Genomic DNA, 14,108 nt, shown 5'->3' on the forward strand with positions numbered 1-14,108 from the left:
TTAACCTGGCTATCGATCGCGCGGGCTGCTGGAGTCGCTCGCCCGGGAGGTCGAGGGTAGCTGAGGAGGGGCGAAGGCCCCCGTCTCAACGGCCGGCCGTGCTGTCCCGCATCCGCTGCTCCATCTGCTGGAGCTCCGGCGTCATCGCCTCGCCGAAATCCGCCGCCTCGAAAATGGGCCGGATCTCGATCTCGCTCGGGCCGGTCATCGGATTGGGGCAGCGCTTCACCCACGCGACCGCCTCGTCCATGTCCTTCACCTGCCAGATCCAGAAGCCGGCGACGAGCTCGCCCGTCGCGGCAAAGGGACCGTCGATGACCCGGCGGCCGGGCCCGTCGAAGGCGATCCGCTTGCCCTTCGAGGAGGGATGCAGCCCTTCGCCCGCCTGCATCACCCCGGCCTCGACCAGCGACTCGTTAAATTTACCCATTGCCGTCAGCAACTCGGTCGATGGCATCCCGCCGGTCTCGCTCTCCGCCGTCGCCTTCACTAGAACCATCACGCGCATCGCGCTCTCCTCCGATCCTCGAGGCCTTCAGCGGCCTCCTTCCCAGGACGATCCGGCCCGCCGGCTCCCGACAGGCCGCGCCGGATCTTTTTTACGGCAGGGCCGGTCGCAACCGCAGCCGTCCTGGCCCATTAGAGCTTCGGCAACGACCTGCGCCCGCCCCGGGCCCGGCGCATGCCGCCACGACTCCTCCCAAGTTCAGGATCCACATGCGCATTCTCGGAATTCTCGGCACCGTCCTGATCCTCGGCACCGCGGCCGCCCAGGCGCAGACGGCCGGAGGCCCTAGCCTGGGCGATCCCCTGCCCGAGGTGCAGATCCCGGACCCGCGCGGCACCTTCTCCTTCCTGCTGGACAACGACCTCTTCGCCGGCACCGACAAGAACTACACCAGCGGCTTCCAGTTCGACTGGCGCTCGCCCTCCTACGACCCGCCGCGCTGGATCTCGGCGGTCACCGGCCGCATGAGCCTGATCTTCCCCGAGGGCGGCACCCCGCGATGGGGCGTCTCCTTCGGCCAGAACATCTTCACGCCCGAGGACACGGCGCGCCGCAACCCGGACCCGCGGGACCGGCCCTATGCCGGCTGGCTCTTCGGCTCGCTCTCGCTGGCCTCCTACACCGCGACCTCCTATGGCAGCGTCGAGCTGCAGATGGGCATCGTCGGGCCCGGCGCGCTGGGCGAGCAGTTCCAGAACGGCGTGCACCGGCTGCGCAACTTCGACCGCGCCGAGGGCTGGAACCACCAGCTCAAGGACGAGTTCGGCATCAACCTGATCGTCGGCCGGCAATGGCGCTGGAATTACGAGACGGGGATCGACGGGCTGCAATACGGCTTCGTGCCGAGCGTCAATGCCAGCCTCGGCAATGTCTATACCTATGCCAGCGGCGGCATGCTGGTGCGGTTCGGCAGCAACCTGAACGCCGATTTCGGGCCGCCGCGCACGAGGCCGGCGCAGTCGGGCTCGGCCTTCTTCCAGCCCGAGGGGAGCGGCTTCGGCTGGTATGTCTTCGCCGGCGTCGAGGGCCGGGCCGTGGCGCGCAACATCTTCCTCGACGGCAACACCTGGCGCGACGGCCCGCGCGTGGACCGGGAGCCGCTGGTCGGCGATGCGAGCGTCGGCTTCGCGATCATGTACCGGCGCGCCAGGCTCACCGCGACCTATACGATCCGCAGCCGCGAGTTCGAGACCCAGCGGGGCAACTCGCAATACGGCTCGATCGGCGTCGCCTTCCGGTTCTGAGCCGTCAGGCCCGGTCCTGCACAAGGACGCAGCGGGCCTGCCGCTCCGGCGAGGGCGAGCGCAGGGAGGGCACGCGCTCCACGCACTCGCCGCGCACGAACTGGCAGCGCGGCGAGAAGGCACAGTTCGTCGGCGCCACATCGAGCGTCGGTGGCGCGCCGGGGATGGTCGTCAGCCGCTGGCCGCGCAGGCCCGCATGCACCGTGGCCCCCAGCAGGCCCTGCGCATAGGGATGCAGCGGCCCGGCCATGAGGCCGGCGACGGGCCCCTCCTCCACCACGCGGCCCGCATACATCACGGCCACGCGATCCGCGATCTCGCCCGCCACGCCGAGATCGTGCGTCACGAAGATCACGCCCATGTCCAGCCGCTCCTGCAACTCGCGCAGCAGCAGCAGCACCTGGATCTGCACGGTGGCGTCGAGCGCGGTGGTCGGCTCGTCGGCCAGCAGCAGCTTGGGGCGGCAGGCGAGCGCGACGGCGATCATCGCGCGCTGGCGCAGGCCGCCGGACAGCTCGTGCGGATAGGCGTCCAGCCGGCGCTTCGCGGAGGGAATCTGCACGAGCTCCAGCAGCTCGAGCGCCCGCGCATTGGCCGCGGCCCGCGAGACGCCCTCGTGCCGCTGCACCGTCTCGGCGATCTGGCGGCCGATGGTGAAGACGGGGTCGAGCGCCGTCATGGGCTCCTGGAAGATCATGGCGACGTCGGTGCCGCGGAAGTTGGCGAGCTGCCGCTCGCTCATCTTCGTCACGTCCTTGCCGGCGACCTCGATCGTGCCGGAGATGCGCGCGAATTTCGGCAGCAGCTTCATCAACGCGCGCAGCGTGACCGATTTGCCGGAACCGCTCTCGCCCAGGATGCACAGCACCTCGCCGGGCGCCACGTCCAGGTCCACGCCGTTCACCGCATGCACCGTGCGGTCGCGCGTGACGAAGGTCACGTTCAGGTCCCGCAGCTTCACCAGGGGCGCCTGGGCCGGCTTGAGCACGGCGCTCATGCCACCATCTCCGCGCGCGGCGGCGGCACCTCGTAGAGCCGGCCGGCCTTGCTGTGCCCGCTGTCGGCCGAGGCCATGTGGCAGGAGACGATGTGCCCCTCGCCCAGACCGGCCATCACCGGCTTCCGCTCCGCGCAGACGCCTTCCGCATAGGGGCAGCGCGTGCGAAAGCGGCAGCCGGAGGGCGGGTTCACCGGGTTCGGGGGATCGCCCGTCAGCGGCGGCCTGGTGCGGCGGAACGCCGGGTCCATCGAGGGCCGGCTGTCCAGCAGCGCGCGCGTGTAGGGGTGGCCCGCGCGCTCGTAGATCGCGTCCACCGGCCCCATCTCGACGACCTCGCCGAGATACATCACCAGCACGCGGTCGCTGATGTACTGCACCACGTTCAGGTCGTGGCTGATGAAGACATAGGTCAGCCCGAACTCGGCCTTGAGGTCCACCAGCAGGTTCAGCACCTGGGCCTCGACCGACTTGTCGAGCGCCGAGACGGGCTCGTCCAGGATCACCAGCTTCGGCCGCAGCGCCAGCGCGCGCGCGATGTTGATGCGCTGCCGCTGCCCGCCCGAGAGCTCGTGCGGGTAGCGGCGGGCGAAATTGGCCGGCGCGAGGCCCACGGCCGCCAGCAGCTCGCGCGCCCGCGTCACCGCCTCCTCGCCCGAGAGGCCGTGGATGCGGGGGGCGAAGGCGATGGTCTCCTCGATCGTCAGGCGCGGGTTCAGCGAGGCGTAGCTGTCCTGGAAGACCATCTGCACCTGGCGCCGGTAGTCCCGCAGCGGCAGCCCGCCCGCCTGCTCGTTCTCGCCCACGGCCTCGCCGTCGAAGACCATGCTGCCCACGTCCGGATCCATGAGCCGCATGAGCAGCCGCGCGGTGGTGGACTTGCCGCAGCCGGATTCCCCCACGATGCCCAGCGTCTCGCCCTTGAGGACGTCGAATTCCACGCCGTCCACCGCCCGCACGACAGCCTGGGTGCGCCCGAGCAGCCCACCCTTGATGGGGAAATGCTTCTGCAGCCCCTTCACGGCGAGCAGGGGCTGCGCGGGGCCGCCGCGGTCTTCGATCGCTTCCATCCCGGCAGGATAGCCGGTCACGGGCCGAGGTCGCAGCGATTTACGACACCCCGATCCAGGCGCCGCGCGGCTTTGCCGCAATCCTGGGCAGGGCGCGGCGGCTCAAGCCCTTGCGGGCGCCACTCCGGGGTCGCGCCCCGGCGGGCGCAGGCCGGCTTCCCGCTCGCGCAGCCGGCTCTCGGCCAGCTCGCCGGCCGCCTCCAGGATAGGGTAGGCCACCGAGGTCAGGTGGCCGTGGATGCGCTTGAGGTCGCGGATCATGTCGAGATGGATGGCGCTGGTCTCCAGCGATTCGGCCACCCCCTCGCGCAGACGGGAGAAGTGCAGCTGCGCCGCGTCGCGCTCGGCCGCGCGCAGGCCGGACTTGTCGGCGAAGAGCCGCCGCGCCAGCCCCATGTCGCGCGTGGTGAAGACGTTCAGCGAGAGCCGCATCGTCTCCATGATCCGCGCATGGAAGGCGCGCAGCTCCGTCAGCCCCTGGGGCGAGAAGGACAGGCCGAGCTTCCCGCGCTTCTCCGCCAGCTCCATGAGGCTCTTGTCGAGGATGTCGCCCACATGCTCGAGATTCATGACGAAGCCCAGGATCTCGACCGCGCGGGCGCTCTCCTCGCCGTTCATCTCGGCGCGCGAGGCCTGCACGATGTAGAGCTTGATGGCCTCGTGCAGCCGGTCCACCGCATCGTCCGCGTGCTCGACGGCCTTGATGCGCAGCGGGTCGCCCGTCTCGATGGCGGCCCAGGATTCGGCCAGCATGGCGCTCACCCGCTCGCCGAGGCCGATGGTCTCGCGGGTGGCGCAGGCCAGCGCCTCGGCGGGGTTGTCGAGGACCGCGGGGTCCAGGTGGCGCGGCGCGCCGGAATCGGCGCTCAGCTCGGCATCGGGAATCAGGCGCTCCAGCAGCCGGCCGATCGGGTCGATCAGCGGCAGGCCGACGAAGGAGCCGCAGAGGTTGAAGCCGGTATGCGCCATGGCGACCAACACCGCCGGGCTGGAGAAGACGGCGTGCAGCGCCTCGCCCAGATACCAGGCGAAGGGGATCAGGATCACCGCCGTGCCGCCGCGGATGGCGAGGTGCCCCCAGGCCGCGCGCCGGGCCGCCGCGCTCGAATGGGCGAGCGACAGCACGGGCGCGATCGCGCCCCCGGCATTGGCGCCGAGCACCAGCGCCACCGCGAGCTCCGGCCCCACCAGGCCGGAGCCGGCCAGCGACAAGGTCAGCATCACGAAGGCGAGGCTGGAATGCAGCATCACCGTGAGGACGGCGCCGAGCAGGAAGGCCAGCAGCTTCTCCGCCGCGAGCGTCTGCAGGATCATCGCCATGACGGGCGAATCGCGCAGCAGCGCGATGGCATGGTCCATCTGGGTGAGCGCGAGCAGGATGAGGCCGAGGCCGATGGCGAGCCGCGCCGTGCCCTTCCGCTGGTCGGTCTGCGCCGTGAGGAACAGCGGCACGCCGGCGGCCAGCAGCACGGACCAGAGCCATTTCACGTCGAGCGCCAGCAGCTGCGCCGCGAAGCTGGTGCCGAGATCGGCGCCCAGCATCACCGCCAGCGCCGCCGAGGTGGAGACCAGCCCCTGCCCCGCGAAGGCGCCGATGATGACGGCCACGGCCGTGGAGGATTGCAGCGCGAAGGCGCCGGCGATCCCGCCCAGGAAGGCCTTCAGGCGCTTGCGGGCGGCGGCGCCGAGCGCGCGGCGCAGCAGCGTGCCATGGGCGCGCAGCATGCCCGTGCGCACCATCCGCACGCCCCAGAGAAGAAGAGCCACGCTGCCGAGGAGCAGCAGCAGAATCTCGGAGCCCATGGGCCAGCCTCCGCTGCAACAAAACCGTCACAAGGTGGACCCTGGTCCCCGGGATGCCAAGAGCGGCGGGTTTACGTCGGCGGCCCACGAAGCCATCTTGCCCCCATATAGGAGCAGCCGGCATGCGCGCGATCTTCGTCATGGTGAAGTGCGAGATGGGACAGGCCTATCGCGTGGCCCGCGAGATGGCCGACACGATCGCGGAGCTGTCGGAAATGCACTCGACCTCGGGCCAGTACGATCTCCTCGGGAAGTTCTACCTGGAGCCGGACCAGGATATCGGACTCTTCGTGGTCGAGAAGGTGCAGAGCGTGCCTGGCGTGAAGGACACCTACACGCTGCAGACCTTCAACGCCTTCTCCGGCGGGCGGGGCTAGCTCCGCCGCAATCCTGACACTGGAAGAGGGCGGGCGCCGCAATTCCGCCGGCGCGCGCCTTGGAGACACCCTCTTCGCGCCATGGGCGGAGTTCAGATTGCGTTCCCAGAGGATGCAAGAAACCCCCTCGCTGGCCCGGCGCCGGAAACGCCGGACCGGATGCTCCCGAAGGAGCCAGTCCGATGCGCAAGCTTCTCCCTGCCCTCGCCCTCTCGGGCCTGCTCGGCTTCACCGCCTGCACGGACCCCTATGGCAATGTCGATCCGGTCGCGACCGGACTGCTCGGCGCCGGCGTGCTCGCCGCGACGGGCCTGGCCATCGCCGCCTCGAACAGCGGGCCGCGCTATCACGGTCGCGGCTACGGCTATGGCGGGCCGCGCTACGCCCATGCCCGCCCCTCCTACGGCTACGGCCGCCGGGGCTGGTAGTCCCCCATCGATCGCCCGAACGGGCCCGGCCGCGCAGGCGTCCGGGCCTTTCGTCGCGCGCTCCTTGCCGCATCCGCGTGCCTCGATTCGGCCGCGGCGACGCCGCGCCCGGCGCAATTCCGCCGGCACGCGCCCTGAAGAGACCGTGAGCGCGCCATGAGCCGGGATCACATTCCGGCCCAGAGGGTCACGAAACTCCCTCCGATGCGGAACCTGAGATTCCGCCTCACTGCTCCCGAAGGGGGGTAATCAGGCCTGGGTGTAGGGCACCTGATCCCAGGTCTTGAACCCGGGCCGGGACGACATGGGCGGCGCCTTCTCCAGCGCCGCCAGGTCCGGCAGCGGCCGGCCGAACTCGGCATCGCCCGCGAAGGCCGCCTCGATCGCCACCGCCACCTGCAGCAGCAGCACGTCGCCGCCGCGCGGGCCCACGATCTGCAGGCCGAAGGGGAAGCCCTTCTCGTCCAGGCCCACGGGGAAGCTCATCGCCGGATGGCCGGTGAGCGTCACGTAATAGGCCAGGCTGAGCCAGTGGAAGTAGGTCCGCACCGGCTTGCCGTCGATCACCGCCGGATAGAGCTCCAGCCAGGGCCGCGGGCTCGTGCAGATCGCCGGGCTGACCAGGATCGAGTGCTCCTCGAAGAAGGTCTGGAAGCCGCGGTAGATCTGCGTCTGCCGGACCAGCGCATTGGCCTGGTCCTGCAGCGAGTAGCCGAGCGCCTCCTCGACATTGGCATGCAGGTTCGGCCCGCAATCCTGCGGCCGGTTCCGCACCTTCTCGACATGGGAGGTCAGCACGCCGGTGGAGCGCAGCACCTCGAAGGCCTCGTCGCCGCCCGCGACGTCGGGATGGGCCTCGACCGCGCGGGCGAACATCGGCGCCAGCGCGGCCACGACCTTGCGGAAGGCGCGGCGGACGATGCTCTCCGTGGGGGCCTGCCCGAAATCCTCGGTGAAGGCGAGCCTGAGCGAGGAGAGGTCGGCCGGCGCGACCGGATGATAGAATTCCGGCACCTCGCGCATCTTCCTCCCGTGGAAGCTGTAGGCGAGCGGATCCACGGCATCGTCGCTGGCCATGGCCGACATCATCAGCGCGAGGTCGGGCACGTTGCGCGCCATCGGCCCCAGCATGGGCAGCGGCGACCAGCCGTGCGGCCGGCGCGAGCTCGGCACAAGGCCCGAGGACGGGCGATAGCCGATGATGCCGTTGAAGGCGGCAGGGTTGCGCAGCGAGCCCCCCGTGTCGCTGCCCGAGGCCAGCGGGATCATGTTCGTCGCCAGCGCCACGGCCGAGCCGCCCGAGGAGCCGGCCGCGTTGAACTCGGGATCGAAGGCATTGCCCGTCGCGCCCCAGACGGTGTTGCGGCTGTTCGCGCCCAGCCCGAATTCCGGCACGTTGGTCTTGCCCACCACGACGCCGCCCTGCGCGCGCAGATGGGCCACCATGTGCTCGTCCTTCTCGGGGACGTGGTTGGCGAAGATCGGGCTGCCCCAGGTGGTGCGCAGCCCCTTGGTCTCCTCAAGGTCCTTGATGCCCAGCGGCAGGCCGTGCAGCAGCGGCAGCGGGCCGCCCTTCATGGTCGTCTCGTCGGCGGCCCTGGCCGTGGCGCGGGCGGCCTCCTCGTCCATCGCCGTCATGGCGTTGACCGCGTGGTTCACCCGGCCGATGCGGCCGAGGCAGGAGTCCAGCAGCTCGGTCGAGGAGAGCTTCTTCGCGCCGATCAGGCGGCGTGCCTCCAGCGCGGTCAGGTCACAGGGCTCGGTCATCTTGGAATCTCCAGCGTTCCGAGGATCATCGCCGCTTCCGGAGCTTGCGCAAGACGCCGGCGGGCCGCTCGCCGGGTTCTCTCGGGCGCGTCGCGCGCGATCAGCCCCGCGGCGGATGCTCCGCCGCCAGCCGATCCACGTCGACCTCGCAGCGGATCAGGATCGCCTGGAGGTAATGCCAGTCGATCGCTCCGGGCATCACGTTGGAGAAGGCCCATTCGTCCAGGGCCGCCGTCACCGCCGGGTCGCCCAGAGCCTCGGGCGCCCAGGGCGCGGCGGCGACATCGAGGGGGATGGCGCGGATCGCCCCACTCTCCTCGCGCAGCAGGATCTCGATCCCTTCCGCACCGAAGACGATCCGGGTTCGCGGTTCCGTCAAGGCGCACCTCCTTCGCGGCAGGGGAGCTGTTCGCCCGCCGTCGCGAAGGACTTTAGCGGGAGGTCACGCCGCGGGAAAACCGCCCCTGCCCGCATACCGCTGGAGGGTCGCGCCGGCGGCCAGGTGCGGATAGGCCTTCGCCCCCTTCGGCCAGGTCCGGGCGAAGGCCGCCACCTCGGCATGATCCATCCTGCGAATGGTCCGGACGAGCATGGCCGCGGCCTTGGCCGGACGGAGCCGCTCCTTGCGGACGAGATGGAGAAGCCATTCCCGGGCCCGCAGCGGGCACCAGTCCACGAGGGATTCCTGCAGCGCGCGGCGCACCTCGACCGGCAGCTCCTCGAAGGCGCGATAGGGATCGCCCTTCAAGGGGCTGCGCGGCTTGGTGGCGGTGCTGTTGTCCATCCGCGCCTCCTAGCCGAGGCGCGGGGGGGCGCGAAGCACGAGGTTCGGGGCCCTGGGATGCGCCCCCGGGATGCGGCCCCGGGATGCGGCCCCGGGATGCAGATGGGGCGGGCGACGCCGGGAACCGGCGCGCCCTCGCCCGGCTAGTAGCCCATCGCGCAGCCATCCTTGCGCGGATCGCTGCCGCCGACCAGCACGCCGCGCGAGTGGTCGATGTAGATCGCCTGCCCGCCGCCATGCGGCTTCGCGATGGTCGTGCAGCTGTGGCCCAGCGCGTCGAGCTTCGCCACGACCTCCTTCGGCACGCTCGTCTCGACCTGCACCTTCCCGTCCTCGGGGAAGACGCGCGGCGCGTCGAGCGCCGCCTGCGGGTCCATGCCGTATTCGAACATGTTGGACAGCAGCAGCGACTGGCCCATCGGCTGGAAGTGGCCGCCCATGACGCCAAAGGGCATGACCGCCTTGCCGTCCTTCATCGCCATGCCGGGGATGATGGTGTGCATCGGCCGCTTGCCCGGCGCGATGCAATTGGGATGCCCTTCCTGAAGGCGGAAGCCGAAGCCGCGATTCTGCAGCATCACGCCCGAGCCCTCGGCGAGGATGCCCGAGCCGTAGCTCTTGAAGAGCGAGTTGATGAAGGAGCAGGCGTTGCCGTCCTCGTCCACCACGCAGAGATAGACGGTGTCCCGGTGCTTGGGCAGGAGCGTGTCGGGCGCCGGCGGCACCACCATGGCATGCGAATCCGTGATCTGCTTCGCCATGCCGTGCAGATACCCGTCCGAGAGCAGCGTCTCGGTCGGCACCTCCACCACCGACGGGTCGGCGATGAAGGCGTCGCGGTCGCGATAGGCGAGGCGGGCGGCCTCGATGTGGCGATGGAAGCGCTCGGCCGAGATGGGTTGGCCCGGCACCTGGAAAGTCTCGAGCATGCCGAGCATCATGAGCGTCACGATGCCCGAGCCGTTCGGCGGGCATTCGTAGATCTCCATGTCGCGCCAGGCGCGCTTGATCGGCTCGACGAACTCCGCCCCGCGCAGGGCGTTGGCGAAATCCTCCTCGGTGTGCACGCCGCCGAGCGCGCGCAGGTGCTTCACGATATCGGCCGCGACCTCGCCCTCGTAGAAGCCGCGGGCGCCCTGCGCCGCGATCTTGCGCAGCGTGGCGCCCAGCGCGGGGAAGCGCATGATGTCGCCGACCTGCGGGGCCTGGCCGTTCTTCAGGTAGTGGCGCGCGGCCGCCTCGTTGGACGCGAGCTTGGAGGCGGCATCGGCCCAGTCCAGCGCCACGCGCGGCGACACGGGGAAGCCCTCCTCGGCGCATTTGATGGCGGGCTGCAGCAGCGCATCGAGGCCCTTACGCCCATGGGCGGCATTCAGCGCCTCCCAGGCCGAGATGGCGCCGGGGATGGTGACGACATGCGCGCTGGTATCGACCAGCTGGGTCACGCCCAGCGAGCGCAGCTTCTCGGACGTCGAGGCCGCGGCGGCGCGGCCCGAGCCGTTCATCGCATAGACCTTGCCGCTGCCGGCGGGGACGTAGAGGCAGAAGCAGTCGCCGCCGATGCCGGTGCTCTGCGGCTCGATCACGCCGAGCACCGCGACCGCGGCGATGGCGGCGTCCATGGCATTGCCGCCCGAGCGCAGGATGTCGAGCGCGGTCAGCGTCGCCGCCGGCATGGAGGTCGCCGCCATGCCGCGCATGGAGACGGCGGGGCTGCGGCCGGGCGCGTGGAAATCGCGGTAGCCGTGGTCCTGGAGGAAAGCCGGGCGGCTCGCCAGGGACGGAATGACATTCATGTTAAGGACTCCCGCTATGGCTCTGGCGAGCCGGGAGAATAGCCCAGAATGCCGGCCCGGCAATCTCGGGAGATTTCGAGGGCAGGCCGCCCTCCTCGCGAAGGGCGTGGCGCGGCCGGGCCGCTTCGGCTAAGCCCGGAGACATGGCGGACACCATCACCTTCGAGGATTTCGAGCGGGCGGAAATCCGGGTCGGCACCATCGTCGACGCGAAGCCCTTTCCCGAGGCCCGCAAGCCGGCCATCCAGCTCTGGGTGGATTTCGGCGCGCCTCTGGGCGTCAGGAAGAGCTCCGCGCAGCTGACCGCGCATTACACGCCGGACAGGCTGATCGGTCGCCAGGTCGTGGCGGTGACGAACTTCCCGCCCCGCCAGATCGGCCCCTTCCTCAGCGAGGTCCTGGTGCTCGGCGTGCCGGACGAGAACGGCGCCGTGGTCCTGCTCCGGCCCGACTTCGCGGTCCCTGACGGCGGCCGGATGTTCTGATGCCTCCTGTGCAGACACAGGCTGTCCTGACATCAGCGCCGCGCTATTTCACCGTCACCTGGGACCAGCTGCATCGCGACAGCAAGGCGCTTGCCTGGCGGCTGCTGGAGCGCGGGCCCTGGCTGGGCGTGGTGGCCATCACCCGGGGCGGGCTGATCCCGGCCGCCATCGTCGCCCGCGAGCTGGACTGCCGGGTGATCGAGACGGTCAGCGTCGTCACCTATGACGAGGAGGAGCGCGGCGAGCCGCAGATGGTCAAGCCGCCCACGGCCGCCGGCGACGGCTCCGGCTGGCTGCTGGTCGACGATCTCGTCGACACCGGCACCACCGCGCGGCTGGTGCGCCAGACCCTGCCCGGCGCGCATTTCGCGACGATCTATGCCAAGCCTGCCGGCAAGCCCCTGGTCGACACCTTCGTGACGGAGGTCAGCCAGGACACCTGGATCCTCTTCCCCTGGGACACCGAGGCGCAGTTCGTCGCCCCCATCGCGAAGTCCGCGCCGCGCTAGCGACACATGCGACAAACCTCCGGTTGTGGTCGGGCCTCGGCGTCTTTATCGCGCGGCCTCGCCATCCCCTACCGGAGACCTCGCCATGAGCGCCGCCACCTCCCTCCCCGCAGCGACCCGCGGACCCGTCGCCCTGCTGCTCGAATCCGCCGCCTTCCGCGTCGCCGCGCGCGTACTGCTGACCCTGCCCTTCTGGATGAGCGGCTTCGCCAAGCTCGCCGATTTCGGCTTCGCCACCCGCGAGATGGCGATGTTCGGCCTGAATCCCCCGGCGGCCTTCGCGATCGCGACCATTATCACGCAGCTCACCGGCTCGGCGCTGGTGATCTCGGGTCGCCACGCCTGGCTCGGCGCCGGCGCGCTGGGCATCTTCACCGCGCTGACCATCCCCATCGCGCACAACTTCTGGGCGCTTGAGGGCGAGCGGGCGATGATGGAGATGTTCTTTGCCGTGGAGCACATCTCCGTCATCGGCGGGCTGATGCTGGCGGCGATCCTCTGCCACCGGCGGGGCTGAGCAGGCCTCAAACGCCGGGCTGCTTCGTTCACGGCCCAGCGCCGCGAGGCATGCGGGATCAGGGCGCCGTCGCCGGCTCCTCGCGCGACACCAGGATCTTGTCCACGCGGCGCCCGTCCATGTCCACGATCTCGAAGCGCCAGCCGGAATGCACGATCCGGTCGCCCTCCCGCGGCACCCGCTCCAGCAGCGCCAGCATCAGCCCCGCGACCGTGTGGTAGGCGCTGGACTGCGGCGGCGGCTCGAAGCCCAGGAGCCGCTCGTTCAGCTCGTCCAGCGCCATCATGCCGTCCAGCAGCATGGAGCCGTCGAAGCGCTCCACCATCGAGGGCTTCTCCGACTGGGGCGCGGGGCCGAGCTCGCCCACGATCGCCTCCAGCAGGTCGGAGGCGGTCACCACGCCCTCGAAGCTGCCGTACTCGTCGAGCACCAGCGCGAGGCCCAGCGGGTCCGCCCGCAGCCGCTCCAACGCGGCCAGCGCCGAAAGCCCGTCCGGCATGGCGATGGGCTGGCGCAGCACGCGCGAGAGGTCGAGCGGCGCGCCCTCCAGCATCTGGTCCAGCAGGTCCTTGGCGACGACGACGCCGAGAACGTTGTCGACCCGCCCGTCCGAGACGATGAAGCGCGTGACCGATTCGGCGCGCAGCGCGGCGGCGATGTCCTGCGGCCTGGCATTGCCGTCGAGCCAGGCGACCTCCGGCCGCGGCGTCATCAGCGCGCGCACGGGCCGGTCAGCGAGGCGCAGCACGCGCTCGATCATCTGTCGCTCGCTGTGGTCCAGCGCGCCGGCATGCGCGCCCTCGGCCACCACGGCCTTCACCTCCTCTTCCGTCACGCTCTGGTCGGTCGGCACATGGGCGCCGAAGAGGCGGAGGATCAGCGCGGAGGATTGCGACATGAACCAGATGAAGGGCGAGGTGAACCGGGCCAGCGCCGCCAGCGGCCGCGCGAGGGTGGAGGCGACCTTCTCCGGATTGCGCAAGGCGAGCTGCTTGGGAACCAGCTCGCCCAGGATCAGGTTCACATAGGTGATGGCGAGCACGACGAGCGCGAAGGCGATCTCGTGGCCGAAGCGGGCCAGGACGGGAAACTGCGACAGGAAGGTCCCGAAGGGGCCGGCGATGGCGGCGCCGCCGAACACGCCGGCCAGGATGCCGACCAGCGTGATGCCGACCTGGACGGTGGGCAGGAAGCGCTGCGGATTCTCCTGCAGCTCCAGGGCAGCCGAGGCCCCCAGGCTCCCGGCCCGCTCCATGGCGAGCAGGCGCCCCTTGCGCGACGAGACCACCGCCAGCTCGCTCATGGCAAAGACGCCGTTCAGCAAGGTGAGAAGCAGGACGAAGACGATTTCAAAGCTGACACCCATGATCCTGCATAGCGCAAAGCCGATCCCGAATGAATGCCGCGCATGGCGAGGAGGCCCATGGCTGCGCAGGACGGCCACGACGCCAACCGATCCTTCATCAATCAACGCCGCTTGTTATCAAAATTGAGACGTGTTAGCGCTTCAGCAAGAGATGAACGCCCAAGCCGGAGTTGGACCATGGCCCAGATCCTCGCCTTCCCCCGGACGCCGGATGACCGGCTGCGCGCCGCGCTGCGCAGTCTGGAGGCGGCCCTGGCCGAGCAGAAGGAGGCCTTTGGAGCGCTCCGCGCCAATCTGGCTTCGCTGGGCGGCGCCGTTTCCGGGCTGGAGGGCAGCGTACAGGGCTATCGCGGCGCGCTCGCCGGCACGGTTCGCGAGCTCGATGCGGCCCGCGCCTCGGCGCGCCGGCTGGAGGCGACCGCCGATGCCTGGACGAAGACCGCGCGCTGAACATGCT

At 70.3% G+C, this 14,108-nt stretch carries 16 protein-coding genes; 7 read left to right on the forward strand and 9 right to left on the reverse strand.

The genetic code is table 11. The features are described 5' to 3' along the window. Positions 1-85: 85 nt before the first annotated feature. A complete protein-coding gene (locus EJV46_RS07500; protein ID WP_240782435.1) occupies positions 86-499 on the reverse strand; it encodes a YciI family protein in 414 nt (137 codons plus the stop codon). 218 nt (positions 500-717) lie between these two features. On the opposite strand from EJV46_RS07500, the gene EJV46_RS07505 reads away from it, so the two are divergent. Further along, positions 718-1,752, forward strand: coding sequence for a lipid A deacylase LpxR family protein (locus EJV46_RS07505; RefSeq protein WP_131547922.1), 1,035 nt, complete (start codon positions 718-720; stop codon positions 1,750-1,752). Positions 1,753-1,756: 4 nt separating this feature from the next. Here the strand turns inward: EJV46_RS07505 and EJV46_RS07510 are convergent, their stop codons facing one another. The 3 genes from EJV46_RS07510 to EJV46_RS07520 form a co-directional block, all read right to left on the reverse strand. Further along, positions 1,757-2,749, reverse strand: a complete 993-nt coding sequence (locus EJV46_RS07510) for an ABC transporter ATP-binding protein (RefSeq protein ID WP_131547923.1) — start codon at positions 2,747-2,749, stop codon at positions 1,757-1,759. Next, on the reverse strand, positions 2,746-3,819 hold the full coding sequence (locus EJV46_RS07515) for an ABC transporter ATP-binding protein (RefSeq protein ID WP_131547924.1): 1,074 nt from the start codon (positions 3,817-3,819) through the stop codon (positions 2,746-2,748). The genes EJV46_RS07510 and EJV46_RS07515 overlap by 4 nt, the downstream gene beginning before the upstream one ends. A 102-nt stretch (positions 3,820-3,921) precedes the next feature. Then, entirely contained in the window at positions 3,922-5,622 is a 1,701-nt protein-coding gene (locus EJV46_RS07520) for a Na/Pi cotransporter family protein (protein WP_131547925.1), read from the reverse strand. Between the two features lie 122 nt (positions 5,623-5,744). On the opposite strand from EJV46_RS07520, the gene EJV46_RS07525 reads away from it, so the two are divergent. Then, positions 5,745-5,999 carry an Lrp/AsnC ligand binding domain-containing protein gene (locus tag EJV46_RS07525; RefSeq protein WP_131547926.1) on the forward strand — a complete coding sequence of 85 codons (255 nt, stop codon included), beginning with the start codon at positions 5,745-5,747 and terminating at the stop codon, positions 5,997-5,999. A gap of 182 nt (positions 6,000-6,181) precedes the next feature. Then, a complete protein-coding gene (locus tag EJV46_RS07530; protein ID WP_131547927.1) occupies positions 6,182-6,427 on the forward strand; it encodes a hypothetical protein in 246 nt (81 codons plus the stop codon). 249 nt (positions 6,428-6,676) lie between these two features. Here EJV46_RS07530 and EJV46_RS07535 read toward each other — a convergent pair whose 3' ends face one another. The 4 genes from EJV46_RS07535 to EJV46_RS07550 form a co-directional block, all read right to left on the reverse strand. After that, positions 6,677-8,194 carry an amidase gene (locus EJV46_RS07535; RefSeq protein ID WP_131547928.1) on the reverse strand — a complete coding sequence of 506 codons (1,518 nt, stop codon included), beginning with the start codon at positions 8,192-8,194 and terminating at the stop codon, positions 6,677-6,679. Between the two features lie 100 nt (positions 8,195-8,294). Continuing rightward, complete coding sequence (locus EJV46_RS07540; RefSeq protein WP_131547929.1) at positions 8,295-8,573, reverse strand: hypothetical protein; 279 nt, start codon at positions 8,571-8,573, stop codon at positions 8,295-8,297. A 63-nt stretch (positions 8,574-8,636) separates the two neighbouring features. Further along, positions 8,637-8,978, reverse strand: coding sequence for a DUF6525 family protein (locus EJV46_RS07545; RefSeq protein WP_131547930.1), 342 nt, complete (start codon positions 8,976-8,978; stop codon positions 8,637-8,639). A 143-nt stretch (positions 8,979-9,121) separates the two neighbouring features. Continuing rightward, positions 9,122-10,774, reverse strand: a complete 1,653-nt coding sequence (locus tag EJV46_RS07550; protein WP_240782436.1) for a gamma-glutamyltransferase family protein — start codon at positions 10,772-10,774, stop codon at positions 9,122-9,124. 143 nt (positions 10,775-10,917) lie between these two features. On the opposite strand from EJV46_RS07550, the gene EJV46_RS07555 reads away from it, so the two are divergent. From EJV46_RS07555 to EJV46_RS07565, 3 genes are all read left to right on the forward strand, one after another. Beyond that, positions 10,918-11,259 carry a tRNA-binding protein gene (locus EJV46_RS07555; RefSeq protein ID WP_131547931.1) on the forward strand — a complete coding sequence of 114 codons (342 nt, stop codon included), beginning with the start codon at positions 10,918-10,920 and terminating at the stop codon, positions 11,257-11,259. Beyond that, entirely contained in the window at positions 11,259-11,768 is a 510-nt protein-coding gene (gene gpt, locus EJV46_RS07560) for a xanthine phosphoribosyltransferase (protein WP_131547932.1), read from the forward strand. Before EJV46_RS07555 ends, gpt begins: the two co-directional genes overlap by 1 nt. 85 nt (positions 11,769-11,853) lie before the next feature. Continuing rightward, positions 11,854-12,285 (forward strand): DoxX family protein, encoded by a 432-nt coding sequence (locus EJV46_RS07565; RefSeq protein ID WP_131547933.1) that lies wholly within the window; start codon positions 11,854-11,856, stop codon positions 12,283-12,285. Between the two features lie 58 nt (positions 12,286-12,343). On the opposite strand, the gene EJV46_RS07570 is transcribed toward EJV46_RS07565, so the two are convergent. Beyond that, positions 12,344-13,651: a hemolysin family protein gene (locus EJV46_RS07570; protein WP_131547934.1), complete on the reverse strand. Its 1,308-nt coding sequence runs from the start codon at positions 13,649-13,651 to the stop codon at positions 12,344-12,346. 177 nt (positions 13,652-13,828) lie between these two features. Here EJV46_RS07570 and EJV46_RS07575 point away from each other — a divergent pair, with 177 nt between their 5' ends. Next, the gene (locus tag EJV46_RS07575; RefSeq protein ID WP_131547935.1) at positions 13,829-14,101 is read left to right on the forward strand and encodes a hypothetical protein; all 273 of its coding nucleotides are present in this window, start codon (positions 13,829-13,831) and stop codon (positions 14,099-14,101) included. Positions 14,102-14,108 lie beyond the last annotated feature (7 nt).

The sequence above is a fragment of the Roseococcus sp. SYP-B2431 genome (assembly GCF_004336745.1).
Classification (GTDB): domain Bacteria; phylum Pseudomonadota; class Alphaproteobacteria; order Acetobacterales; family Acetobacteraceae; genus Roseococcus.

Excerpts from the sequence above, each read along its gene's own strand:
- EJV46_RS07520 (WP_131547925.1), bottom strand. The coding sequence starts at position 5,622 with ATGGGCTCCGAGATTCTGCTGCTGCTCCTCGGCAGCGTGGCTCTTCTT.
- EJV46_RS07570 (WP_131547934.1), bottom strand. The coding sequence starts at position 13,651 with ATGGGTGTCAGCTTTGAAATCGTCTTCGTCCTGCTTCTCACCTTGCTG.
- EJV46_RS07510 (WP_131547923.1), bottom strand. The coding sequence starts at position 2,749 with ATGAGCGCCGTGCTCAAGCCGGCCCAGGCGCCCCTGGTGAAGCTGCGG.
- EJV46_RS07505 (WP_131547922.1), top strand. The coding sequence starts at position 718 with ATGCGCATTCTCGGAATTCTCGGCACCGTCCTGATCCTCGGCACCGCG.
- EJV46_RS07525 (WP_131547926.1), top strand. The coding sequence starts at position 5,745 with ATGCGCGCGATCTTCGTCATGGTGAAGTGCGAGATGGGACAGGCCTAT.
- EJV46_RS07545 (WP_131547930.1), bottom strand. The coding sequence starts at position 8,978 with ATGGACAACAGCACCGCCACCAAGCCGCGCAGCCCCTTGAAGGGCGAT.
- EJV46_RS07515 (WP_131547924.1), bottom strand. The coding sequence starts at position 3,819 with ATGGAAGCGATCGAAGACCGCGGCGGCCCCGCGCAGCCCCTGCTCGCC.
- EJV46_RS07565 (WP_131547933.1), top strand. The coding sequence starts at position 11,854 with ATGAGCGCCGCCACCTCCCTCCCCGCAGCGACCCGCGGACCCGTCGCC.
- EJV46_RS07530 (WP_131547927.1), top strand. The coding sequence starts at position 6,182 with ATGCGCAAGCTTCTCCCTGCCCTCGCCCTCTCGGGCCTGCTCGGCTTC.
- gpt (WP_131547932.1), top strand. The coding sequence starts at position 11,259 with ATGCCTCCTGTGCAGACACAGGCTGTCCTGACATCAGCGCCGCGCTAT.
- EJV46_RS07535 (WP_131547928.1), bottom strand. The coding sequence starts at position 8,194 with ATGACCGAGCCCTGTGACCTGACCGCGCTGGAGGCACGCCGCCTGATC.
- EJV46_RS07575 (WP_131547935.1), top strand. The coding sequence starts at position 13,829 with ATGGCCCAGATCCTCGCCTTCCCCCGGACGCCGGATGACCGGCTGCGC.
- EJV46_RS07500 (WP_240782435.1), bottom strand. The coding sequence starts at position 499 with ATGGTTCTAGTGAAGGCGACGGCGGAGAGCGAGACCGGCGGGATGCCA.
- EJV46_RS07550 (WP_240782436.1), bottom strand. The coding sequence starts at position 10,774 with ATGAATGTCATTCCGTCCCTGGCGAGCCGCCCGGCTTTCCTCCAGGAC.
- EJV46_RS07555 (WP_131547931.1), top strand. The coding sequence starts at position 10,918 with ATGGCGGACACCATCACCTTCGAGGATTTCGAGCGGGCGGAAATCCGG.